Below are 22,828 nucleotides of genomic sequence, written 5' to 3' on the forward strand. Positions count from 1 at the left end.
TCAAACACAAGCGAACAGTTTTCAACACCCCCTGACCTGTCCAGGGAGAACCCCCGGTGGGGAGGACTGGACGATAGGCTGGGGGGATGAGCACAGCAGAGATTCGAGTCGCCGTCCTCGGCGCGGGCGGCCGCATGGGCACCGAGGCCGTGAAAGCCGTTCAGAACGCACCGGACATGGAGCTGGTCGCCGCGCAGGGCCGCACAGACGAGCTCAGCGAGATCCTCTCCGCCGGGGCCACCCATGTGGTGGATCTGACCGTGCCGGAGTCCACCGAGGCCAATGTCCGCTTCGCCGTGGAACACGGCCTCCACGCGGTGGTCGGCACCACCGGCTGGGACACCGCGAAGCTGCAGGCTCTGGAGCAGCTGCTCAGCACGCACAGCTCCACCGGTGTGCTGATCGCCCCCAACTTCGCGCTGGGCTCGGTGCTGGCCACCGCCTTCGCCGCCAAGGCCGCGCAATACTTCGACTCTGCCGAGATCATCGAGCTGCACCACCCGAAGAAGGTCGATGCCCCTTCAGGCACCGCGGTGCGCACCGCGGAGCTGATGGGTCAGGCTCGGGACGCGGCCGACGTCGGCCCCTCCCCCGATGCCACCGAGACCGCCCTGGAAGGTGCTCGCGGCGCCGAGGTCGCCGGGATTCACGTGCATTCGGTGCGGCTGCGCGGACTCGTCGCGCATCAGGAGGTCCTGCTGGGCTCCACCGGCGAGCAACTGACCATCCGCCACGACTCCTTCGACCGCGCCTCCTTCATGCCCGGCGTGCTGCTGGGCCTGCGCACGGTCGGTTCACGACCCGGGCTGACCCATGGGCTCGACGGCTACCTCGATCTGGGACTGTAGCCCGCGTGAAGACGAAATTCTGGACCGGACTGGTCATCGTCCTGCTCGCCATCATGTTGGTCGGCGCCGGGGCCTCAGCCTGGCGGTTCCTGCGCGTCGATGACATCTACGCCCAGCTGATCGGGGCCGGCGCGATGGCAATCGTGATCCTGGGCGCCTGGGTGCTGGGCCGTGAGCTGCTCTTCGGCATCGGCACTGAACGATTGGGCCGGAGGCTGGAGACCGAGGGCGGGCTGCCCGAAGACACCGTGGAACGCTCCGCCGGGGGCCGGGCGAACCGCGCCCAGGCCGATGAGCAGTTCAAGATCTACGCCGCCGAGGCCGAGGCCGCCCCTTCAGACTGGCGCTCCTGGTTCCGGCTCTCCATCGCCTATGACATCGCCGGGGATCGCACCCGAGCCCGGAAGAACATGCGCAAGGCGATCGCCATGGAGAAGACGGCCCGCTCGAGCCGGTAGGTCCTGCACCCGGCTAGAGCCCGACCCATTCCTTGCTGCCGTCGGCGAAGAACTGCTCTTTCCAGATCGGCACCTGTTCCTTGGTCTGCTCCACCAGTTCGGCGCAGGCTTCGAAGGCCTCGGCGCGGTGGGCCGAGGCGACGGCGGCGACCAGTGCGTGGTCCCCGATCGCGAGCTCCCCCACCCGGTGGGCCACCCAGACCCGCACAGTGGGGAAGCGCGCGGCGATGTCGACGGCCACCTGGGCGATCGCTTCGGCCGCGGAGGGGTGCGCGGTGTAGCTCAGCCGGTGCACGGGCTGGCCCTGGTCGTGGTTGCGCACGATTCCGGAGAAGCCGACGACGGCGCCGGCCCGTTCAGCCCAGACCTCCGCCTCTGCCTGGGCGGGGGTCAGCGGCTGATCGCTGAGCTGGGCGAGGATCACGCGTTCCTGCGGAAACTCGAAGGGCTCATCGGCGGAGAAGCCTGCCCGGTTCAGCTCCTGGGGTGTATCCGAGCTCATTCCTCGCTGTCCCAGGCCTCGTGGTCGCGGATGTCGGCGACCTGGTCGCAGAGGTGCGGGAGGACCTGGACCAGCACCTCCATGCCCTCGCGGACAGCCTTGGGAGAACCGGGCAGGTTCACGATGACCGTCTTGCCGGTGACCCCGGCGACGCCGCGGCTGAGCGAGGCCAGCGGGTTCTTGGTCCGGCCGTGGGCGCGCACCGCCTCCATGATGCCGGGGATCTCTTTGTCCAGCAGCGGCTTGGTGAATTCGGGGGTCAGGTCATCGGGGGTGAGCCCGGTGCCTCCGGAGGTGATGATCACCGCGGGCTCGATCTGCACCAGCAGCTCCGAGAGTGCCGCGAGGACTCCCTCGCCGTCGGGGATCAGCACCGGGGGGCGGGTGAAGAAGCCGATCTTCTTCGCGAACTCGGCGATCACCGGTGCTGAGCGGTCCTCGGTGACCCCGGTGGCCGCGCGGGTGGAGACGATCACCGGTGCGATCATGCGCGAGGTCTGGGCGTCGGAGTAGTCGGTCTCGCCGAGGTCCGGCACTTCAGCCTCAGCGGTGGCGTCGGCGGGGATCTTCTTGGGCGGGGTGGCGTGCGGGGTGTCGGTCATCGGGTCTCCGTCTCAGTCCTGGCCCATTCTCCGCTGGCGCCGCCGGCCTTGAACAGGACCATCTGGTCGGTGATCACGGCGGCCTTGTCCACGGCCTTGATCATGTCGTACAGAGTCAACGCCGCGACCGTGGCCGCCGTCAATGCTTCAATCTCCACGCCGGTGCGCGAGGTGGTCTTCACCTCCGTGGTGATGCGCACCGAGCCCGAGGCAGGGGTGTCGACGTCGAGGTCCACGGTGACCTTCGCGACCGGCAGCGGATGACACAGTGGGATCAGCTCAGGGGTCTTCTTGGCGGCCATGATCCCGGCGATCCTCGCGGTGGCCAGTGCGTCGCCCTTGGGCAGCCCGTCACTGGCGAGCAGCGCGGTGACCTCGGCGGTGGTCTTGACCACGGCCTGAGCCCGGGCCACCCGCTGGGTGACCTCCTTGCCGGAGACGTCGACCATGTGGGCGCTGCCGTCACCGCGGACGTGGGTCAGCCGCTGCTGGGCAGCGGGCTCGGTCTGCTGAGCACCTGGCTGTTCGCTCATCGGGTGCCGATCCCGCGGCCGGTGATCAGCACGGCCTGCCGCTCGGAGCCGGCCGGGATCTCGACGTCGTCCTCGGGCAGCTCCAGCAGCGCATCGGCCCGGGCGAGGTGACCCAGCAGGTGGGAGCCGGGCCCGCCCTCGAGCTCCACGCTGGGCGCCGCGCCGGTCTCGACGGCGGCGTCATCGAGGATCCGCACGCGACGGAACTGCCGGACGCCCTGCGGGGAGCTGATGTCTTCGACCGTGCGGACCGTGATCCGGCGCGGCGGGGCGCAGTTGGGATCCACCGCCGCCAGCGCGGGACGGACCAGGGTCTCCATGCTCACGGCCGAGGAGACCGGGTTGCCCGGCAGCGAGATGACGGCGATCGGGGCGCGGGCGTCGTCGACCTGGGAGCGCCAGTGCAGCAGGCCCCGGCCCTCGAGGTCACCCTCGAGCAGACCCCATCCCTGCGGGCCCCCGGGCTGCTGCGCGACGACGCCGAAGGAGATGCCGCGACGGCCGAGCCCCTGGCGGACCACCTCGTAGGCGCCCTTGCTGATGCCGCCGGCGGTGATGATCAGGTGTGGGTGGTGCACCGCGATCAGCGCGTCCAGCGCTTCGAGGAACCAGGCCGGATCATCGGTGCCGATCCGGGAGGTCTCCACCTGGTGACCAAAGGTCTCCAGCACCGCGCCGAGCAGCGGGGTGTCGGCGTCGTAGAGCTGGCCGGGGCGCAGCTCGGAGCCGGGACGACGGATCTCGTCCCCGGTGGAGACCACCAGGGTGCGGATCGGTTCCAGCACGCTGATCTCGGCGTAGCCGCAGGCGGCGAGCACGGCGAGCTGGGCGGGGCTGATCACGTCACCGGGTTCGGCGAGGAGGGTGCCGGCGTCGATGTCGGAGCCCACCTCCCGGATGTAGCGGCCGCGGGCGACGTCGGCCTCGGTGAGTCCGGTGAAGCGGACCTCCTTGGCGCCGAACCCGTCGGTGAACTCCACCGGGATCACCACGTCGGCCCCGGCGGGGATCGGGGCCCCGGTCATCACCTCGAAGGCGGCGCCGATGGGCAGCAGGGCCGGCTCCTGGCCGGCGGCGGTGGTGCCTGCCACCGGCAGGGTGGCTTCACCGGCATGCACGGTGAGGTCGGCGGCGCGCAGCGCGAAGCCGTCCATCTGGGAGTTGTCGAACCCCGGCAGGGGCACCTCGGAGACCAGCCGCTCGGCGATGATCCGGCCGGCGACGCCGCCGGAGGAGATCTCCACGGTCTCGGCGGCACGGGCGCCCAGGGCGGCGCCGAGCACCTCTCTGAGGCGGCTGATGTGCTCTTCGACGGGTACGCGGTCGGGGGTCTCTGACATGGGGTCCAGTCTACGCAGAGGCTGTGACATCTCCTCGTGACAGGCCGCGAGGATACGATGGCCAGATGCAGCAGCTTCCAGCTGACCACGCCCCCGCTCCAGGCGCATCGAGCACCGCCCCGGTGAGCCCGAGCTCCTCGAGCCCGGCCTCACCCAGTCGGGTCCAGCTGGGCATGCCCGCGCTGCCCTCCCAGCAGAGCGCATCCAGGCCCGGAGAATCGGGCGGGGGTCACACCGGGCGCGACACCAGCGGCGCGGATCCGGCTCGCGGGCTGATGGACTCCTTCGGCCGCCGCGCCACAGACCTGCGGATCTCGCTGATCGACAAGTGCAATCTGCGCTGCACCTACTGCATGCCGGCCGAGGGGCTCCCCTGGCTGAGCAAGGACCAGCTGCTCTCCGCCGCGGAGATCCGCCGGCTGGTGCACATCGGGGTGAACACGCTGGGGGTGCGCGAGCTGCGACTGACCGGAGGTGAGCCGCTGGTCCGTGCTGATCTGGTCGAGATCGTCGCGGCCCTGCGCGCCGATCACCCGGATCTGCCCATCGCGATGACCACCAACGCCATCGGACTCGAGCGCAAGGCCGCCGCGCTGGCAGAGGCCGGGCTGACCCGGGTGAACATCTCGCTGGACTCGGTGCACCGGGAGACCTTCGCCCAGCTGACCCGCCGCGACTCCCTGGACAAGGTGCTGATCGGGGTCGAGGCCGCCGCCGCGGCAGGACTGACCCCGCTGAAGATCAACGCGGTGCTGATGCGCGGGATCAATGACACCCATGCCGCAGACCTGCTGGCATGGTCGCTTCAGCGCGGCTTCGAGCTGCGTTTCATCGAGCAGATGCCGCTGGACGGGGATCAGCAGTGGAACAAGGACGGCACGATCTCCGCCGCGGAGACCCGGGCGCTGCTCTCCGAGCGCTTCGCCCTGACCCCGACACCGGAGAACCGCGACGGCGCCCCGGCCGAGCGCTTCGACGTCTACCCGCTGGGCACAACTGATGACGCGATCCTCAGCGGACTGCACGGGCCGCCGCAGGGCCGCGTCGGGGTGATCGCCTCGGTGACCGAGCCGTTCTGCGCGGACTGCCGGCGCACCCGGCTCACCGCGGAGGGCCGAGTGATGAGCTGCCTGTTCTCCAACGAGGAGTTCGACCTGATGCACCTGCTGCGAAACCCCGCCACCACCGACGCCGAGATCGCCCAGGCCTGGGCCGAGGCGATGTGGGTCAAGCCCGCCGCCCACGGCACCGACCGCCCAGGCTTCGATCTGGCCAGCTTCCACCGCCCTGACCGCTCCATGTCCGCCATCGGAGGCTGAGCCATGACCGAGACCTCACCTGCGACGGCATCCCCCGCACCGGACACATCCGCTGCGCCTGTCCCGACGTCAGCGCCGAGCGCCGCGCCTATGACGGGTGCGCCGATCAGCGTGCGCTTCTTCGCCGCCGCCGCCGAGGCCGCCGGGGTCGAGGAGCTGCGCCTGCCGGTGCCCGCAGAAGGGGTCGCCGTCGTCGATCTGCTGACCGAGCTGCCCCGGCTGGTCCGGGAGCAGCTGTCCACCACCGCCGGCGGTGACGACCCTGCGGGCGACCACGACCGCAACACCAACGACGGCGCCGCGGTGCCCGGCCTGGAGCGGGTCTGCGCGCGAAGTTCTTTCCTGGTCAACGGGGTTCGAGCCCGGTCCGAGACGGCTCGGCTGCACCCCGGGGATCAGCTCGATGTGCTCCCGCCCTTCGCCGGCGGCTAGGCCTGCCGCTCCCGGCCCCGAAGCGCTGACAGGCCGCGGGAGGGACGAGTAGATTCCCGATCATGATCAGGACGCCGATGGAGACAGCTCTGGCGCAGTTCGCGGCCTACCGCGTCGGGGACCGCCAGGCGGCGCGGATCCTCCTCGATGAGGACATGACCTTCACGTCTCCACAAGATGACCATCTGGACAAGGCCGCATTCCTGGAGACCTGCTTCGCCACCGCCGAGCGCTTCCTGCGCCACGAGATCACCGCTGCGGTCGAGATCGAACCCGGCACGGTGATGCTGCGCTATACCGCTCAGCTGCCGAACGAGCCGCCGTTCAGCAATGTGGAGCTGGTAAAAGTGGTCGATGGGCAGATCACCGAGATCGAGCTGTACTTCGGCGGGGTCGAGGCCAAGGGGTCGGGTCCGAGTCCGATCTGGCCAGGTCGACACTGAAGCCGAGCCGAGCCGCTGGGTCAGGGTGCGAGCTCAACCTCAGTCAGCGGCACGACCTCGCGGTCTCCCAGCGGCTGGTCGAGCTCGATGACCAGGGCCACGTAGCGGGCCTCCTGGGTGCAGGCGGAGCCGACTGCGTCGGGCAGGGTGCCCGAGATGGTGGCCACGCGAACCTCCGTGTCATCCTCTTCCACCACCGACCGCACGCCGTAACAGGCAGGATTGCCGCTGTAGAAGGCCAGCTGGAGCTCCGTCTCGGAGGCGGTGCTGTATTCCTGCCAGCTGGAGAGGTGTTCGGACACCAGCTCTGGTGCCTCCTGAACCGGGGTGGGGATCATGTCCGGGACTTCACCGCCATCGTCAGGCCCCGCGCCGTCGATGTAGGCGCCGCTGCCGTCGGCACCCTCGTTCGGGTAGGTCACCGCGGGGGCGCTGGTGGACTGATCGCCAGGGCTCTCTGCCCTCATAGGGCCTGAGTCGCCCGCGCAGGAGGTCAGGAGCATAAGGCCGAGAGACATGACCACGACGCCGGACCGCCGGGAAGCAGCTCGCCTGCGGCTGCGACTCCGACTGCGGCATCCACTTCGGCTGCGGTGCATGAGACCCCCTCGGTCCGCCTGCAGTGACTCTTCCAGTCTAGGCGGGGCCGACCACCGTGACAGCTCGTGGCGAGCTGGCAAGCCTGGCCGCGACCTTGCGCACGTCCTCGGCGGTGATGGTGTCGATCTGGTGCAGCGTGTCGGAGATGTCGACGAACTCGCCGCGCACCAGCTCGGCCCGGCCCAGTCGGGACATCCGCGAAGAGGTCTCCTCCATGCCCAGCACGGTGCCGCCGCGCAGCTGACCCTTCGCGCGGGTGAGCTCCTCGGCGCTGACGTGGTCGGTGGCGATCCGGTCGAGTTCCGCGGCCATGACCTCGGTGACCTTGGCGACCTTGTTCGGCAGGCAGCCGGCATAGAGGCCGAAGTAGCCGGCGTCGGTCATCGCCGAGGAGAAGGAGTAGGTGGAATACGCCAGGCCGCGGCGCTCGCGAACCTCCTGGAAGAGTCGGGAGGACATGCCGCCGCCGAGCACCGCGTGCATCACCGAGAGCGCGAAGCGGTCCTCGTCGGAGGCGGCCATACCGCGGCCGCCGAGGATCACCTGGGACTGCTCCACGGGTTTGATGATCGTCTCGGTGCCGGCGCGGACCGGGATCTCGGTCTCGCGACCGACCCGGCGCTGCGCCGGTGAGCCGGGGACGGTCATGTCCCAGGAGGACTTGTCCAGCGCCTCCGCGATGAGTGAGACCACATGGTCATGGTCGAGCCCGCCGGCGGCGGTGATGACCAGCTCGTCGGGGCGGTACCAGCGCTGGTAGTGGTTGAAGACGTCCTCGCGGCTGGCGGCATTGATCTCCTTGGGCGTGCCCCCGATGGGCCGGCCCAGCGGGTGACCGTCGAGGACCTGGGAGCCGAACCGCTCGTGGACCACGTCCTCGGGATCGTCCTCGGCCATGGCGAGCTCTTCAAGGATGACCCCGCGCTCGATCTCCATCTCGGCAGGATCCAGCAGCGCGGAGGTGACGATGTCGGTGAGCACCTCGACCGCCATGGGCAGGTCGGTGTCGAGCACCCGGGCGTAGTAGCAGGTGTGCTCCTTGCCGGTCATCGCGTTGGACTCACCGCCCACGCTGTCGAAGGCCGAGGCGATCTCCAGCGAGGAGCGGGTCTCGGTGCCCTTGAAGAGCAGGTGCTCCAGGAAGTGGGTGGAGCCGTGCTGGTGGGCGGCCTCGTCGCGGGAGCCCACCCCGATCCAGAAGCCCAAGGTGACCGAGCGCTGGCCCGGCATCTCCTCGGTGAGCACACGCACCCCGGCGGGGAGCACGGAGCGGCGGACGGTGGAGCCGGCGTCGTTGTTCAGGACGCCTTCGGTGTGGGGATCAATGGTGACGCGCATAGGCCCCCAGGTTACCTGGGTGGTTGAGTTATCCGGCACTTACGTATCGGCCGGAGAACTCAACCAGCTAGGAGGAACGACGGGAGAACGACGACAGCGCCCGTTCGGCCCCCAGCGGGCGGCTCAGCTCTCCAGCATCGGCGCGGACCCGGGCTCAGCGGACCACCGAGCTGAGCAGCAGGCTGGTCTCACTGTTGACCACTCCCTTGATCCCGCGGACGCGGCGCAGCACCTCGTCGAAGTCGCGCAGATTCTCACACGAGATCTCCGCGACCAGGTCCCAGCCCCCGTTGGTGGTGTGCAGCGCCATGATCTCGGGAAAGCCGCGCAGCTCGGCGATCACATGATCGGTGGTGCGCCCGACGACCTCGATGAAAGAGATGGCGCGGACCTCGCCGGTCTCGTTGTGGTCGTGGACGCGCACGCTGAACCCCACGATGACCCCTTGGGCCTTGAGCTTCTCGATTCGGCTGGTGACCGTGGCCCGGGCGACTCCGAGCTGTTCGGCGAGCGCCGCGACCGGTGCGCGGCCGTCCTTGCGCAGCGCGGAGATGAGTCGACGGTCGAGGTCCGTGAGGCGAGGCATGTGCATAATGCTATCCGTAACCTGCCAAACTGCCACCTGAGTGCCCCGAAATTCAACAGAACTGCTCTTACATGTACACATCGAGATCCCTAGGCTGAGACTCATCACCCTGGCACGATTCACGCACCACCCCTTGAAGGAGTTCCTCATGACGCAGTTCGTCGACGTCGGCAACATGGCCCGCTGGATCCAGCGCGAGGGCGTGGAGCAGCTGATGACCGAGATGATCCAGTACCTCGAGGACGACTTCCGCCGCTGGGAGAGCTTCGACAAGATCCCGCGCATCGCCAGCCACACGCCGTTCGGCGTGATCGAGCTGATGCCGACCTCCGACATGGAGACCTACGCCTTCAAGTACGTCAACGGGCACCCGCTGAACCCCTCCCGCGGGTTCCAGACCGTCACCGCCTTCGGCATGCTCGCCGATGTGGACAACGGCTACCCCACCTTCCTCGCAGAGATGACTCTGCTGACCGCCCTGCGCACCGCCGCGACCTCCGCGATGACCGCGAAGGCGCTGGCCCGCCCAGACTCGACGCGGATGGCGCTGATCGGCGCCGGCTCCCAGGCGGAGTTCCAGGCACTCGCGATCCGCTCCGCGCTGGGCATCGAGGACCTGCAGGTCTTCGATGTGGATCCCGCCGCGATGAAGAAGCTGCGCCGAAACCTGGAGCCGCTCGGCTTCAACGTCACCCTGGCGGAGTCCACCGATGAGGCCGTGGCCGGTGCCGACATCATCACCACCTGCACCGCGGACAAGGCGCAGAACACCATCCTGAGCTCTGCGCAGATCTCCCCCGGCGTGCACATCAACGCTGTCGGCGGAGACTGCCCGGGCAAGACCGAGTTGGACGCCGAGATCCTGCGCCGCGGCCGGGTCTTCGTGGAGTACCCGGAACAGACCCGGATCGAAGGCGAGATCCAGCAGATGGAGCCTGATTTCCCGGTGGTCGAGTTCTGGCAGGTGCTCACCGGCGCCGAGTCCGGCCGCCAGTCCCCTGAGCAGATCACGATCTTCGACTCGGTGGGCTTCGCGATCGCGGATCTCTCCGCGCTGCGCTTCGTCCGCGACGCCACCGCCGGCACCGATCTGCAGACCTCGCTGGACCTGGTCGCCGACCCCGAGGACCCGAAGGACCTGTTCTCACTGGTCAGCTCGATGAAGCCGGTCGGGTGATCGTCGATGACTGAGGTGATGAATGCGCCGGTGGCGCGTTTCCGCGTCACCGCAGAGCAGGTGACCGAGCAGGCCCCGTCCCGAGTGGTGCTCGTGCGACCGCACCAGTTCACGCCCAACCCGGAAACCGCTGCGGACAACAGCTTCCAGCAGCGGATCCTCGACGCGCTGCTGCCCTCAGCCGCCCGGGAGCCCGCCCGCCGGGTAGCCGATGCGGCCTACGCCGAGGTCACCGAGCTCGGCCGCACCCTCGAGCGACTGGGCATCGGCGTGGACATCTTCGATGACCCCTCCGCGGAGACGCCTGACAGCGTGTTTCCGAACAACTGGTTCAGCACCCATCCCGACGGCACGGTCACGCTGTATCCGATGTATGCGGAGAACCGCCGGGCTGAGCGGCGCGGCGACATCGTGGCGCACCTGCAGGAGACCCATCGGGTGCGCCGCGTGGTGGACTACTCCTCGGCGGAACGCTTCGGCGAGTACCTCGAGGGAACGGGTTCGATGGTGCTCGATCACCGCGCCCGGCTGGCCTACGCCTGCCGGTCACGTCGGCTGTCCGCGGGACTCTTTGCTGAGTTCTGCCGCGACTTCGGCTACGCCCCGGTGCTCTTCGACGCCACCGACGGCGACGGGGTGCCCGTCTATCACACCAACGTGATGATGTCGGTGGGCACCGACCTGGCACTGATCAGCAGTGACATGATCCGCGACCGGGCTCAGCGCGAGCACGTGCTCGGCGTTCTGCGCGATTCCGGCAGGACCGTGGTGGAGCTCAGCGAAGCCCAGGTCGGCCGCTTCGCCGGCAACTGCCTGGAACTCGCGGGGACCGACGGGCGCTACCTGGTGCTGTCCACGACAGCCGAGGCGAGCCTGACGGACGCTCAGCGGGACACCATCGCCGCGCACTGCACGTTGATGCCGGTCGATGTCTCCACCCTGGAGGCCGCAGGCGGGTCAGTGCGCTGCATGATCGCCGGCAACCACCTCCCCCGCCGCTGACCCCATCCTGGGCAGTTGAGTTCTCCGGTCGATACGTATGGACCGAAGAACTCAACTGCCGGGGAAGATCTGCAGGGAACGGACGACGACGGCGCTCGGTCGCCTCATCTTTGGGTGGCCAGCAGGCTTTGGGTCACTCCCCCAGCCAGTTGCCGTTGGCGTCGTACTGGTCCGCGAAGATCTTCGGTGGCGTGTCGCCCGGTTCGAGGGTGACTGGTCCGTTGCAGCCCCAGTCGACGGTGTTGCGGCAGGAGCCGGAGACGTTACGTGCAGCGACTCGCCAGATGTCGGCCTCACCCGGTGAGGCCTGGACATCCACGGATCCGGGGATGACGATCCACGGTCCGCTGCCGACCCGGTACTCGCCGACGAAGGTGGTGCTCAGGCTGACCGGGAAGCGCCCGGTCTCGGTGTAGACGTGACTCGTGGGTGTCTCTTGATTCGTCTTGACCACCGCTTCACCCTGCCAGCTGTCGGGCATCGGTTCCCCGGGGTCGTAGGTGACCCGGCTGGCACCATCGCCGTAGTCCCATAGGAAGCTCTGCGGGTTCACTCGGATCTCCACCGGGATGCCGAGAAGGGTCTGATTCAGGGTCTGTGTCTCGACGTCCGCGAACATGTGGGTATGCCGGCCCCGGTAGCCGAAACCGAGAAGGTCGGGTTCGAACTCGACGGAACCTCCGGCGATCGGGAGGGTGGCGAAAGCTTCTTCGACGGCGCCGGGCAGGAGCGCCATTATGTCCACGGCCTCCTCTACGTCTTCTTCAACCTCGACGGCATCAGCGGTTGGAGCGCAGATGAAGCCCGAGAATTCCCCCGTGTCGACTGGACTGACTAGGTCCATGCCGCGAGATGCGCACTCGTCAATTAGAACGACTCGACACCCGGCTTGGGCTGCTCCACCTTCGGCACTGCAGTAGGTCGGCTGAACTTCAGGAGCAGGAATCGACCAGTCAGCTTCCCTATCACCAGCAACATACTCTTCGCCCTCACTCCGAGGCTCCCGCGGCGATCGATCCACCGCACCATTTTGGGGACGCTCACACCTAGCCGCACCCTGGGCCTCCCTTCCTTCCCAAGTGACGACATGGTTACAAGTCCGCGACATCAGTGGGCTAACTGAAGCACCTCCGAAGGACCCAGCGATAAGTTCTCCGCTAAGGCCACAGAGCACCATTAGGGTGCCCCAGATTCGCTGCACCCTCATTCGACGACCGCATCCGCTATCTCGAGCTCTGAAACCCACCACTGACTACCATCGAAATACAGAAATGCCTCAGCATCGTATGTGCGACTCTCGACAACCCCCAAGGATTCACCCTCGGGACCGTAAGCCGTATACCCACCCTCGACCAACGCGAACAGAATGCGTGCGTGGCCGTCTCCCGTGATGCCCGATGCGAGCTCATCTTGAGTAGTGGTGCCCTCCGCCGCGTACCAACCGCTCTCAACCTCATACAGGTCGTAGAACTGGGCTATTGTGTTGTCGCACATCGCGCAGTCGGGAGCCGAGACTGCGGAGACAGGCTCAAACTCGCCAGTAAGTTGCAGGTACGTAATCGCCTCAAACCAGTACGTCAGCGCCGCCAGCGCGCCCTCTTCGGTCTCCTCATAGATCTCATCCGGAACCTCAGGCTCGGGCCAGTTCTGCGCGGGTCCATCCGAAGACGCAGGCACCGGCGTCGGCGACGATTCAGGCTCTTCGGCCTCACTCCCGTCACCACTCGACTGCTCCGGATCCGAAGCTCCACCCTCCGGTGAGGTCTCCTCCGCACTCGGCTCAACATCCGCTCCACCAGACTCAGCCCCAGCATCGTCACGCCCACAGGAACTCAGCGCCAGCCCAAGAACCAGCACAACACTCACCACACCAAGCCGACCCGCTGAAGTGTTCATGAACCTGTCCCGTTCAATCCGTCACGGCCACTGAAGCAACAGACTAAACAGAACCGCCCCGGCGCAACAGGGGCCGGGGCGATTCTGTGGAGGGCGAAGAATCAGAACAACTGGCGGAGATTCGTCTTCGCGAGGTCGACGAGTTCATCCCCGCGGCCACTGAGAACCGTCCGCACCGCATAGAGCGTGAAGCCTTTTGCCTGCTCAGCGGTGACACTCGGCGGCATCGAAAGCTCCTGGCGCTCGGTGACAACATCCAGCAGCGCCGGGCCGTCGTGCGCGAGGAACTCCTCGACGGCGGCTGGAAGATCCTCAGACTTTTCCACCCGGATCCCCTTGATATCCATCGCCTCGGCCACTTTCGCGAAGTTGGGATTCTTCAGCTCGGTGCCGAAATTGACGATGCCGGCGGCCTTCATCTCCACCTCCACGAAGTTCAGCGAGGAGTTGTTGTAGACCACGGTCTTGATCGGCAGCTCGTTCTGGGTGATGGTCAGCAGCTCCCCCATGAGCATCGCCAGCCCACCGTCACCGGCGAGCGCGATCACCTGCTTCTCCGGCTCGGCCATCTGCGCGCCGATGCCCTGCGAGATCGCGTTCGCCATGGATCCGTGGCTGAAGGAACCGAGCAGCCGGCGTCGTCCGTTCATCGTCAGGTACCGGCAGGCCCAGACCACGGGTGAGCCGACGTCGGGAAGGAAGATCGCGTCGTCGTCGGCGGCGTCGTTGATCAGCTTGGTCAGGTACTGGGGATGAATGGTCCGCCGCGAGGGCGTCGCCAGCGCGTCAAGATCCTTCCGGGTCTTCGCGTAGTGCTTCGTCGCACCGTCAAGGTGCCGGGAATCCTGATGCACATCGAGCTTCGGCAGCAGCGCCTCCACGGTGTCCTTGACCGACCCGACCAGCCCGACGTCCACCGGGGTGCGTCGCCCGATCTGAGATCCGCGGATGTCGACCTGCACCACCTTCGCGTCCTCGGGATAGAACTGCTGATACGGCAGGTCCGAGCCGAGCACCAGCAGCGTCTCGCAGGCCGCCATCGCCGCGTAACCGGAGGAGAACCCGAGCAGCCCGGTCATTCCAACGTCGTAGGGGTTGTCCCACTCCACGTGTTCTTTGCCGCGCAGCGCGTGCACGATCGGGGCCTGCAGACGCTCGGCGATCGCCAGCAGCTCGGGGTGAGCTCCGGCGGTGCCGGCACCGGCCAGGATCGTCACGCGCTCGCAGGTGTTCAGCGCCTCGGCCGCCCGGTCCAGATCGGCCTCGGCAGGAATGACCCGAGAGTGCATCGCCCGGATGGTCTCAGCCTCGGCCTGGCTATCGGCGAGCGCCACGTCTCCGGGGATCACCAGCACTGCCACCCCGCGCTTCTCGATGGCCTCGCGCATGGCGATGCGCAGCAGCCGCGGCATCTGGTCCGCGTGGGCGACGTGCTCCACATAGACGCTGCATTCGCGGAATAGCTCCTGCGGGTGGGTCTCCTGGAAGTAGCCGGACCCGATCTCCTCGCTGGGGATGTGCGCGGCGATCGCGAGCACCGGGGTCCGCGAGCGCTGCGCGTCGAAGAGGCCGTTGATCAGGTGCAGGTTGCCCGGCCCGCAGCTTCCCGCGCAGACCGCGAGCTCCCCGGTGACCTGGGACTCCGCGCTGGCGGCGAAGGCAGCCGCCTCTTCATGGCGGGTCGGCACCCATTCGATGGTCCCCGCGGCGCGCAGCGCATCGGTCAGACCGTTGAGCGAATCCCCGGAGATCCCGTAGATCCGCTCGACTCCGCTGGCGTGCAAGGTATCAACAATGTTCCGTGCGACTGTCGGCATGAGCGTCCTTCCCTTCAGGGTCGCCGCTCCCCGAGTAAAGGCCACGGCGCGTATGTCCGCAGTCTAGAACTCCGGGCCCCGTGCGCCTATGGGCCAGGTCGTGCGGAGGACGACGACGGCGAGCCCTGTTCAGCGGCCGAGACACCGGCCCCACGTAGGCTGGCTCCATGCCGATCTATGACTCCCCCGCTGAGCACCCCATCCTGGGGGCCAAGTCCCTGCAGTCGACACCGATCTATGACCTGGTCGAGGAGACCTTCAGCTTCGGCAAGAACGGCCAGACGCTGACCCGCGCGTTCCTCAAGCACCTCAGCGCCGTGGCCGTCCTCGCGATGGACGAGCAGGACCGGGTGCTGCTGATCCGGCAGTACCGGCACCCGCTGCGGCAGAACATGTGGGAGATTCCGGCAGGACTGCTCGACGCCGAGGGTGAGCCGATGCTCGACGCCGCAGCGCGGGAACTCCACGAGGAAGCCGACATCAGCGCCGACACCTGGCACACCCTGGCGGACTTCCACACCAGCCCCGGCGCCTCCAATGAAGGCATCCGGATCTACCTGGCCCGGGGCATCACCGAGACGCCGGAACATGACCAGCACGAGCGCGAGGGCGAAGAGGCCGAGATCGAGAAGGCCTGGATCCCTCTGACTGAGGCTGTGCAGGCGGTGCTCACCGGGCAGATCCGCAACCCCAGCGCCGTGACCGGAGTCTTGGCGCTGCACGCGATCAGGACCGGTGCAGGGGAGCTGCGCGACCCTCGTGCACCCTGGACTGATCATCCCCGCGGCATCAAGCCCTAGGCGCCCACTTCCCTCTTCTCGAGCAAGACTTCCCGGGCCCCGATGGCGCTACGTCTTCAGATCATCGAGGACCTCGAGCGGTGACTCGACATCACCGCGCCACGCCTCGATCCCTTCACGCAGTGCAAGCGCCGCGGTCACCAGTGCCGCCACGGAGTCGGCCCACATCCAGCCGAAGATGGTGTTGAGCAGCAGCCCGAGAAGCACCGCCCCGGAGAGATAGACGCAGAGCAGCAGCTGCTTGGCGTCGGCCTGGACGCTCTTGGATCCGAGTTCGCCGCCGGTGCGGAATTCGAACCAGGCGAGCAGCGGCATGACCACCAGGCTCGCCACGGCGATGCCGATGCCGACCGGACTGTGATCGACCTGCTCCACCCCGGTCAGGGTGAGGATCGCGTCGATGCTGACGTAGGCGGCCAGGGCGAAGAATGCGATCCCGATGGCGCGGACGGTGGCCTTCTCCCACCGTTCAGGATCCTTTCGGGTGAACTGCCAGGCCACCGCGATCGCCGAGGCGACCTCGATCACGGAATCGAGTCCAAAGGCGATCAATGCCTTGGAGGAGGCGGCCACCCCGGCCCCGATCGCCACGGCAGCTTCGATCACATTCCAGGTGATGGTGAAAGCAACGATGAGCCGCACCCGACGGTGCAGCTTCGCCCGCCGCGTGGGCGTCACGGACTCCGGGCTCATTGACGCTCCACAGTTGCCGAAGCTTCACGACAACCAGACACGGAACAGGCCGGGTCCATACATGGCACGCTCTCATCCACCGCGAGAGTCACCTCCAGCAGTGCGGTCAGGGCGACGGCGAGGTGTGGGTCAGCTATGGCGTAGCGAGTCTGGCGCCCCTCGGTCTCAGCGACCACGATTCCGCATCCCCGCAGGCAGGCGAGGTGGTTGGAGACATTCGTGCGGCTCAGTGCGAGTTCACGTGCGAGCTTCGCCGGGTAGCCCGGTTTCTCGAGCAAGGACAGCAGAATTCGGGAGCGAGTCGGGTCCGACATCGCCCGTCCAAGGCGGTTCATCACTTCCGCGCGGGAAACATTGGTCAGCATGGGGTGACTATACATCGAGCGCTGACCTATCAATCCAGGCGCCAGACTCTTGACCCATGCTCAGGACCTCTTCTAACGTGTAAGCAACTACTTACGCGTGGAGGCGCTCTTGCCACCCAAGGACCCGTTGAGCGTCACCTTCAGCGCCCTGGCCGATCCGACCCGTCGGGACATCCTGAACAGACTGCGACGCCGGCCGCTCACCGTGAGCGAGCTCGCCAAGCACTACCCGATGAGCCGCGCCGGGGTCTCCCAGCATCTGAGCGTTCTGGAGCGGGCAGAGCTGGTGAGCCGCAATCGCCGCGGGCAGTGGATCGACTGCTCGATCACCCCGGCGTCCCTCGATGAGGCATCCCAGTGGATCGAGAACCAGCGCAGGCAGTGGAATGAGCGGCTGGATCGCCTTGAGGAGTACCTCAACAATCACCCATCCAAGGAAGATGCATCACAGAAAGGCGAAGAGCAATGATCGATGAATCCAAGGGCTTCACCCTGGTGCGGACGTTCGCGGCCACGCCGGAGCAGGTCTGGACTGCGTGGACAGACCCCGATGCCGCAGCACAGTGGTTCCACCCCGAGGGTGCCACCACACCGCGGGAGTCGGTCGAGATGGACGTGCGCGTGGGCGGACGCTACACCTACACGATGGTCAATGATGAGGACGGCACCGAGGTGGTCACCGCCGGCGTCTACCGAGAGGTCTCCCCCTTTGAACGCCTCGTCTTCACCTGGGGTGACCCGCACAGCGATCCCGACGACGCCCCGGTGGTCACCCTCGTCCTGGCCACCACCGACGCGGGCACCCAGCTGACCCTCGACCTCCGCGGTGCAGAGGGCGCCAAGGGGGACAACTTCTTCTACGACGGCTGGGACAGCGCGCTGAATGTCCTTGACTCCTTCCTCCAAGACGACAGCCACAGGTCGACTACCGCTCAGAAATGAGGCGACCATCACGGATCGTCACGGTTCGGTCGGTCAACGTCGCCATCTGCGCATCATGGGTCACGATCACCGTTGCGGTGTTGAACTGACGCGTGGTGCTGACGAGCAGTTCGAGGATGGATCGGGCCCGCTCGTGATCCAGAGCGGAGGTGGGCTCGTCCACCAGCATCACCGACGGTCTGCCCATGAGCGCCCGGGCGATGTTGACCCGCTGGCGTTGACCGCCGGAGAGCTGGTGCGGACGCCGGTTCGCGACAGACGCCAGACCGACCAGATCCAGCAGTTCCGCACCCTGTTCTTCTGCCGCCTTCAGCTGCCTGCCTCGGTCGCCGCGCAGATGAGCAGTGAGCACCAGCTGCTCCAGCGCGGTGAGGCTCGGCAGGAGGTTGGGCTGTTGGAAGATGGTGCCGACCTGGTCTCGGCGCAGCGTGGTGAGCTCGCGCTCAGCCAGTCCGGTGAGGTCACGGCCGGCGAGGTGCACCGAGCCGGAGCTGGGTCGGATGAGTGCCGCGGCCACGGCCAGCAACGATGATTTTCCGGAGCCTGAAGGACCGACCAGGGCTGTGACGGTCCCGGCCTCTGCGCTGAAATGGACCGCATCGAGTGCCCGAAGCGTGCGTGCCTCTCCGTTCTCGTCGACGCCGTCCGGATAGGTCAAGGTCACGTCCTCAAGCCGAAGAGCAGCGGCATCTCCACAAGTCGGAGCCGACGGCGATGGAATGGGTGCGGTGTGCATCGAGGTCATGCTCAGTTTCCTCCGAGGGCGAGAAGTGGATCGACGCGGGAGACGCGTCGAGTCGTCAGGGCGGCACCGGCAACGCCCAGTGCGACGACCCCGAGGACCGGGGCCGCGACGGTGACAGGCGTCAGCACGAACGGCACGGTGTTGGCGATGAGCAGTCCTGCTGCCCAGGCGGCCAGTCCGCCGGTGAGGGCGCCGAGAGAAACCACGATGGCCGCTTGGGTCAGCGCGTCGCGGACCAGGTAGCCGCGGGAGGATCCCAGCGCGCGGAGAACCGCGAGGTCACGCGTGCGCTGGATGGTCCACACGGTGAGAAATGACACGACCACCAGCGCGGATATGCCGTAGAGGAATCCCTGCATCATCACCAGTGAGCCGCGCTCTGACTGGTAGGCGGGCAGAGCGTTGAAGGCTCCCCGAATATCCGTGGAGACAGTGGCAGCCTGGTCGTTGACCGTGGCGAGGGCCTCGGTGGACAGATCATCTGGGGCAGCGCGTCCGACTGCCTCAGGCACCGCGAGAGCTGGAACCGCGGCAGCGGGTACCGCGAGAGCGGTCGCCACAGTGTCCTCGCCCAGATGAGCGATGCCCGCGAAGTCTTCGATGGAGGTCCAGACCACGGGGACGTGACTGTAGAACTCGTCGTCGACCATCCCGGCAACGGTGAACTCACCGGAGGACAGGCGCAGGCTGTCCCCCAGTGCCAAGTCGAGATCCTCTGCGATCACAGAGCTGAGGATCACCTCGCCTTCACCCGGATGCGGCCGACCTTGAATCGCCTGCAGTCCCGGCGCAAGCGCGGTGTCCTGCTCCACGCTGAAGACCGCGACCGAGGCCGCTGTCCGGCTTGAGCCCTCCTCCGCGTCATCAGCACTGGTTTCAACCCGGGTCTGCGTCATTCCCAGTCGCTCCACGGCGCCTGCGCCCAGAGCCTCCTCCCAGATGTCCAGCTCGGCTGCGGTGATCCCTGATTCGGTGAAGGAGGGATGATCATCCGCGTCCGCTGGCGCGCTGAAGATGACGTGTGAGGCGTCGAGTCGCTCCAGTGCTGAGGTGTTCTGATGACCGAGACCGTTGGTCAGGCCTGTGAGCAGCACCAGGAGCATGGTGATGAGCGCGACGACTCCGCCGATCAGCGCGAAGCGCCCTTTGGCGAAGGTGATGTCCCGAAGGGATAAGTACATGGCGACTCCAGAGAGCAGGTGTTGGGTGATGATCTTGCTCTCCAGAATCCTGGAATAAGGCCGCTCAGGGATCGTATGATCGGTTGATCCCGCAGGTTCCTTCGGTGGACGCCAGGCTCAACCGAATGGTTGATCCGGCGGAGAGTCGGCCTCGGTACGATGATCAAGTGGACGACCACGGCCCACGCGCATTGTCACTTGTCGTGGAGCAGTCGAGGAGGGCATCGCTGGTGGGAGAGGTCTCCACGCCCGACATCCTGCGTGGTCTGAGAATCAGCCTGCATGTCAGCTTCGCCGCCCTGCTGCTCATCGGAGTGCTGCGCGTCGTCGTCGGCATCCGTTCTGCCTTCGGGGGCGAATGGCTCGTCGTCTCACTCAGCATTCTGCTGGCGTGCATCTACGTCATCGGAACCGTCTGGGAAAGTCGGTTCGCACAAGGTCAGACCAGCCGCAATCCCCGACGCTTCGTACTGCCGTGGCTGGGCGCAGTCACCGTCGTGTGGGCGGTGATGACGCTGGCCAGCCCCGACTTCTCCTGGGTGGCGTTCCCGCTCTTCTTCCTCTACCTGGTCGTCCTGTCGACAGGACCGGCGATAGCGAGCATCGTGGGTCTCACAGCGGTGGTGATCGTGGCCCAGTTCATGCACGCGCCGTCGGGTGATTTTCATCTGGCAATGGTGATCGGGCCATCCCTGGGAGCCGCTTTCGCTGTGGTCGTCGGCTTCGCCTACCGGGCGGTATACCGAGACAACGAACGCCACCAGCGAACGATCCGTCAGCTGCAGGCAGCTCGTCTGGAGCTTGCCGAGCAGGAACAAGAGGTGGGGCGCGCGGCCGAACGGGAAAGACTGGCCCGCGAGATCCACGACACCCTCGCCCAGGGACTGTCCTCGATCGTGCTGATGACCCGCGCCGCACGGCAAGAACTGGAGAATCAGCACCCGGACAGGGCGCTCGAACGCATCGACGTGATCGAGGAGACGGCGGCCGAGAACATGGCCGAGGCCCGACGCTTCGTGCGGGATCTGAGCTCACCCGCCCTGGACTCCGACCTCCTCACCGCCCTCCGCGAGGTCTGCACCCGGACTGCCGAGCGGGCGCACGCCGAGGGACAGGAACTGCAATGCAGGTTTCGAAGCGAAGGCGAGCTGCCTGACCTGCCGCTGAACCACCGTGCAGTGTTCTTGCGTGCAGCCCAGTCGCTGCTCGGCAACGTTGTGGCCCACGCGCGCGCTCACACAGCCGTGGTCACTCTGCAGGTCTGGCCCGATGCGGTCTCATTAGACGTGGTTGACGACGGGATCGGCTTTGCCAACGACGACGACGCCCAGCTCGAACGACAGGACGCCCCCAGCTACGGACTGGCCAAACTCGCGGCGCGCGCTCGCGAGCTCAACGGAGCACTGACCGTCGAGTCGGCTCCGGGCAAGGGCACTGCGGTGAACATCCGACTTCCCCTGGAGGGCCAGTGACACCCGGACCGATGACGCCTGAAGCCACGACACCCGGCCCGACGACGCAGGTGCGCGTCCTTCTCGTGGATGACCACCCCGTGGTCCGCTCAGGGGTGAAGGCGCTGCTGGAAGGTTCGGGGAAGCTGCGCCTGACCGCTGAGGCCGGCACCGGTGAAGCGGCGTTGGAGATCCTCGCGGTCTCCGCCCAGGAGGTGGATGTGGTGGTCATGGATCTGCAGATGGGTGCAGGCATGAGCGGGGTCGAAGCCACGAGAATGATCACCGCGGAGCATGACCTTCCAGTGCTGATCCTGACGACCTTCGACACCCAGGCGGACATCGTGGCCGCCATGGGTGCCGGCGCGATCGGCTACCTGCTCAAGGACGCACCGTCGGAGACCGTGCAGCACGCGGTGCTGGACGCCGCGGCGAGGAAATCCGTGCTCTCCCCCTCCATCACCGCGCAGATGATGAAGCGACTCGCGTCACCAGCGACGGCGCTGACTCCGCGTGAGATCGAGATTCTGCAGCAGCTGGCCACCGGAGCCACCAATCGTGACCTGGCCCGCGTGCTCTTCATCTCGGAGGCCACGGTGAAGACACATCTGGTCCACATCTACGACAAGCTCGGCGTGGAGAATCGCACGCAGGCCATCGATCGAGCACGCGCTCAGCACATCATCTGACCTAGCCATTACTAGGCTGACTGCGCTTTATCGCGGTCAGCAGCCCTCTTCTCGGGCCTTCCTCATCTATGAAAGGGCTTCAACGCCGTGCGTACGGAACAACAGGCCTTGAAGGTCTCCCTGGTGGGAGTCCTTATCGTCTCTGCGCTGGGAATCGGGTTCGGCGTCGTCTCCGGATCGTTCGCCATCCTCTTCGATGGTGTCTTCTCGCTGGTCGATGCGGTGATGTCAGTCGTGTCGATCACTCTCGCGGGACTCATCGCGAAGTCAGCATCCAATGCGCTCTCGAAACGGACACATGATCGATTCACCATGGGTTTCTGGCATTTCGAGCCGATCGTCCTGGCGGTGAACGCCCTGCTGATGATGTCGGTGGCCGCCTACGCACTCTTCCAAGCGATATCGGCTCTGCTGACGGGTGGCCGTGATGTCGAGTTCGGCCCCGCGGTGGTCTACGCCGCCGTTGTAGTCGTGTTGACCCTCGTGATCGGGTTCATCGAGCATCGAGCGAACAAGAAGCTCGGCTCGGCTCTGGTCGCGATGGACGTGAAGGGCTGGATCATGGCCGGAGGAGTGACCGGAGCTCTGCTTGCGGCCTTCTTGATCGGCATGCTGATCGAGGACACCGACGCGGAATGGGCGATGCCCTATGTCGATCCAGCGGTGCTGGCGATCGTCGCTCTGATCCTTCTTCCCATGCCGTTCTCCACATTGCGCAGGGCCCTGGCCGAGATCTCCCTGGTGACTCCACCCGAGCTCAAGAGACAGGCCGAGGGAGCAGCCCAGGACGTCACCGAGTCAGAAGGCTTCACCGACTATCGGGTCTACGCCGCGCAGCAGGGACGAGCGCGCACGATCGACGTCGTCTTCTACGTTCCCACAGGCATGGGGCTGCGATCCTTGGAGGACTGGGATCGCATCCGTGACGAGACCCGAGCGCAGCTGGACGGTGAGGATCCGCACAGTTGGATCACAGTCTCCTTCACCACGAAGACACCACCTCCGCAGCCGCAGCCCTGAGAACACCTTCGCCGCTTCTGCCCGATCGAGCAGAAGCGGCGAAGAGAGA

General features: G+C 66.7%; 27 protein-coding genes. 13 read left to right on the forward strand and 14 right to left on the reverse strand.

Annotated features, from left to right (window positions below; all coding sequences use genetic code 11):
* Nucleotides 1–86 precede the first annotated feature (86 nt).
* On the forward strand, nucleotides 87–848 hold the full coding sequence (dapB, locus tag LTH93_RS02855) for a 4-hydroxy-tetrahydrodipicolinate reductase (protein WP_241470017.1): 762 nt from the start codon (nucleotides 87–89) through the stop codon (nucleotides 846–848).
* Nucleotides 849–853: 5 nt separating this feature from the next.
* On the forward strand, nucleotides 854–1,306 hold the full coding sequence (locus tag LTH93_RS02860; RefSeq protein ID WP_241470018.1) for a hypothetical protein: 453 nt from the start codon (nucleotides 854–856) through the stop codon (nucleotides 1,304–1,306).
* Between the two features lie 13 nt (nucleotides 1,307–1,319).
* On the opposite strand, the gene LTH93_RS02865 is transcribed toward LTH93_RS02860, so the two are convergent.
* The 4 genes from LTH93_RS02865 to LTH93_RS02880 are packed head-to-tail and all read right to left on the reverse strand — an operon-like array spanning nucleotide 1,320 to nucleotide 4,283.
* Entirely contained in the window at nucleotides 1,320–1,808 is a 489-nt protein-coding gene (locus LTH93_RS02865) for a molybdenum cofactor biosynthesis protein MoaE (RefSeq protein WP_241464219.1), read from the reverse strand.
* Nucleotides 1,805–2,410 carry a MogA/MoaB family molybdenum cofactor biosynthesis protein gene (locus tag LTH93_RS02870; protein ID WP_342357707.1) on the reverse strand — a complete coding sequence of 202 codons (606 nt, stop codon included), beginning with the start codon at nucleotides 2,408–2,410 and terminating at the stop codon, nucleotides 1,805–1,807. The genes LTH93_RS02865 and LTH93_RS02870 overlap by 4 nt, the downstream gene beginning before the upstream one ends.
* Entirely contained in the window at nucleotides 2,407–2,943 is a 537-nt protein-coding gene (gene moaC / locus LTH93_RS02875) for a cyclic pyranopterin monophosphate synthase MoaC (protein WP_241464217.1), read from the reverse strand. Before moaC ends, LTH93_RS02870 begins: the two co-directional genes overlap by 4 nt.
* The gene (locus LTH93_RS02880) at nucleotides 2,940–4,283 is read right to left on the reverse strand and encodes a molybdopterin molybdotransferase MoeA (protein WP_241470019.1); all 1,344 of its coding nucleotides are present in this window, start codon (nucleotides 4,281–4,283) and stop codon (nucleotides 2,940–2,942) included. The genes moaC and LTH93_RS02880 overlap by 4 nt, the downstream gene beginning before the upstream one ends.
* 173 nt (nucleotides 4,284–4,456) lie before the next feature.
* Here LTH93_RS02880 and moaA point away from each other — a divergent pair, with 173 nt between their 5' ends.
* The 3 genes from moaA to LTH93_RS02895 all read left to right on the forward strand — a co-directional run bounded on the left by moaA (nucleotide 4,457) and on the right by LTH93_RS02895 (nucleotide 6,477).
* The gene (gene moaA / locus LTH93_RS02885) at nucleotides 4,457–5,602 is read left to right on the forward strand and encodes a GTP 3',8-cyclase MoaA (protein ID WP_370642689.1); all 1,146 of its coding nucleotides are present in this window, start codon (nucleotides 4,457–4,459) and stop codon (nucleotides 5,600–5,602) included.
* A 3-nt stretch (nucleotides 5,603–5,605) separates the two neighbouring features.
* On the forward strand, nucleotides 5,606–6,034 hold the full coding sequence (locus tag LTH93_RS02890; protein ID WP_255727126.1) for a MoaD/ThiS family protein: 429 nt from the start codon (nucleotides 5,606–5,608) through the stop codon (nucleotides 6,032–6,034).
* 62 nt (nucleotides 6,035–6,096) lie between these two features.
* Nucleotides 6,097–6,477, forward strand: a complete 381-nt coding sequence (locus LTH93_RS02895; RefSeq protein WP_241464212.1) for a nuclear transport factor 2 family protein — start codon at nucleotides 6,097–6,099, stop codon at nucleotides 6,475–6,477.
* Nucleotides 6,478–6,497: 20 nt separating this feature from the next.
* Here the strand turns inward: LTH93_RS02895 and LTH93_RS02900 are convergent, their stop codons facing one another.
* The 3 genes from LTH93_RS02900 to LTH93_RS02910 form a co-directional block, all read right to left on the reverse strand.
* Entirely contained in the window at nucleotides 6,498–6,944 is a 447-nt protein-coding gene (locus LTH93_RS02900) for a hypothetical protein (protein ID WP_241470020.1), read from the reverse strand.
* A 169-nt stretch (nucleotides 6,945–7,113) separates the two neighbouring features.
* Nucleotides 7,114–8,415: a M16 family metallopeptidase gene (locus tag LTH93_RS02905; protein ID WP_241464210.1), complete on the reverse strand. Its 1,302-nt coding sequence runs from the start codon at nucleotides 8,413–8,415 to the stop codon at nucleotides 7,114–7,116.
* Between the two features lie 154 nt (nucleotides 8,416–8,569).
* Complete coding sequence (locus tag LTH93_RS02910; RefSeq protein ID WP_106122999.1) at nucleotides 8,570–9,001, reverse strand: Lrp/AsnC family transcriptional regulator; 432 nt, start codon at nucleotides 8,999–9,001, stop codon at nucleotides 8,570–8,572.
* A gap of 148 nt (nucleotides 9,002–9,149) precedes the next feature.
* Between LTH93_RS02910 and LTH93_RS02915 the strand changes: the two genes are divergently transcribed.
* Together LTH93_RS02915 and ctlX are read left to right on the forward strand one after the other, a co-directional pair.
* Entirely contained in the window at nucleotides 9,150–10,178 is a 1,029-nt protein-coding gene (locus tag LTH93_RS02915; RefSeq protein ID WP_241470021.1) for an ornithine cyclodeaminase, read from the forward strand.
* 6 nt (nucleotides 10,179–10,184) lie between these two features.
* A complete protein-coding gene (gene ctlX / locus LTH93_RS02920; RefSeq protein ID WP_241470022.1) occupies nucleotides 10,185–11,180 on the forward strand; it encodes a citrulline utilization hydrolase CtlX in 996 nt (331 codons plus the stop codon).
* 133 nt (nucleotides 11,181–11,313) lie between these two features.
* On the opposite strand, the gene LTH93_RS02925 is transcribed toward ctlX, so the two are convergent.
* From LTH93_RS02925 to poxB, 3 genes are all read right to left on the reverse strand, one after another.
* Entirely contained in the window at nucleotides 11,314–11,916 is a 603-nt protein-coding gene (locus LTH93_RS02925) for a hypothetical protein (RefSeq protein ID WP_241470023.1), read from the reverse strand.
* Nucleotides 11,917–12,383: 467 nt separating this feature from the next.
* Nucleotides 12,384–13,046 (reverse strand): DUF6318 family protein, encoded by a 663-nt coding sequence (locus LTH93_RS02930; RefSeq protein ID WP_241470024.1) that lies wholly within the window; start codon nucleotides 13,044–13,046, stop codon nucleotides 12,384–12,386.
* A gap of 131 nt (nucleotides 13,047–13,177) precedes the next feature.
* Entirely contained in the window at nucleotides 13,178–14,893 is a 1,716-nt protein-coding gene (gene poxB / locus LTH93_RS02935; RefSeq protein ID WP_241470025.1) for a ubiquinone-dependent pyruvate dehydrogenase, read from the reverse strand.
* A 167-nt stretch (nucleotides 14,894–15,060) separates the two neighbouring features.
* Here poxB and LTH93_RS02940 point away from each other — a divergent pair, with 167 nt between their 5' ends.
* Nucleotides 15,061–15,693 (forward strand): NUDIX domain-containing protein, encoded by a 633-nt coding sequence (locus tag LTH93_RS02940; RefSeq protein WP_241470026.1) that lies wholly within the window; start codon nucleotides 15,061–15,063, stop codon nucleotides 15,691–15,693.
* Between the two features lie 48 nt (nucleotides 15,694–15,741).
* Here LTH93_RS02940 and LTH93_RS02945 read toward each other — a convergent pair whose 3' ends face one another.
* Complete coding sequence (locus tag LTH93_RS02945; RefSeq protein WP_241470027.1) at nucleotides 15,742–16,386, reverse strand: cation transporter; 645 nt, start codon at nucleotides 16,384–16,386, stop codon at nucleotides 15,742–15,744.
* A complete protein-coding gene (cmtR, locus tag LTH93_RS02950) occupies nucleotides 16,383–16,751 on the reverse strand; it encodes a Cd(II)/Pb(II)-sensing metalloregulatory transcriptional regulator CmtR (RefSeq protein ID WP_241464200.1) in 369 nt (122 codons plus the stop codon). Before cmtR ends, LTH93_RS02945 begins: the two co-directional genes overlap by 4 nt.
* A 109-nt stretch (nucleotides 16,752–16,860) precedes the next feature.
* Between cmtR and LTH93_RS02955 the strand changes: the two genes are divergently transcribed.
* Nucleotides 16,861–17,220, forward strand: a complete 360-nt coding sequence (locus tag LTH93_RS02955) for an ArsR/SmtB family transcription factor (RefSeq protein ID WP_241470028.1) — start codon at nucleotides 16,861–16,863, stop codon at nucleotides 17,218–17,220.
* The gene (locus LTH93_RS02960) at nucleotides 17,217–17,693 is read left to right on the forward strand and encodes an SRPBCC family protein (protein WP_241470029.1); all 477 of its coding nucleotides are present in this window, start codon (nucleotides 17,217–17,219) and stop codon (nucleotides 17,691–17,693) included. The genes LTH93_RS02955 and LTH93_RS02960 overlap by 4 nt, the downstream gene beginning before the upstream one ends.
* Here LTH93_RS02960 and LTH93_RS02965 read toward each other — a convergent pair.
* A complete protein-coding gene (locus tag LTH93_RS02965; RefSeq protein WP_241470362.1) occupies nucleotides 17,677–18,429 on the reverse strand; it encodes an ABC transporter ATP-binding protein in 753 nt (250 codons plus the stop codon). The two genes, LTH93_RS02960 and LTH93_RS02965, sit on opposite strands and share 17 nt — an antisense overlap.
* Before the next feature lie 11 nt (nucleotides 18,430–18,440).
* A complete protein-coding gene (locus LTH93_RS02970; protein WP_241470030.1) occupies nucleotides 18,441–19,619 on the reverse strand; it encodes an ABC transporter permease in 1,179 nt (392 codons plus the stop codon).
* Nucleotides 19,620–19,849: 230 nt separating this feature from the next.
* Between LTH93_RS02970 and LTH93_RS13400 the strand changes: the two genes are divergently transcribed.
* From LTH93_RS13400 to LTH93_RS02985, 3 genes are all read left to right on the forward strand, one after another.
* Nucleotides 19,850–21,091, forward strand: a complete 1,242-nt coding sequence (locus LTH93_RS13400; RefSeq protein WP_241470031.1) for a sensor histidine kinase — start codon at nucleotides 19,850–19,852, stop codon at nucleotides 21,089–21,091.
* An 11-nt stretch (nucleotides 21,092–21,102) separates the two neighbouring features.
* Nucleotides 21,103–21,759, forward strand: coding sequence for a response regulator (locus LTH93_RS02980; RefSeq protein ID WP_241470032.1), 657 nt, complete (start codon nucleotides 21,103–21,105; stop codon nucleotides 21,757–21,759).
* An 87-nt stretch (nucleotides 21,760–21,846) separates the two neighbouring features.
* Nucleotides 21,847–22,779 carry a cation diffusion facilitator family transporter gene (locus tag LTH93_RS02985; protein WP_241470033.1) on the forward strand — a complete coding sequence of 311 codons (933 nt, stop codon included), beginning with the start codon at nucleotides 21,847–21,849 and terminating at the stop codon, nucleotides 22,777–22,779.
* The last annotated feature ends 49 nt before the right edge of the window (nucleotides 22,780–22,828 follow it).

The organism is Nesterenkonia sp. DZ6 (genome assembly GCF_022565835.1).
In the GTDB taxonomy this organism is placed as follows: Bacteria; Actinomycetota; Actinomycetes; order Actinomycetales; family Micrococcaceae; genus Nesterenkonia.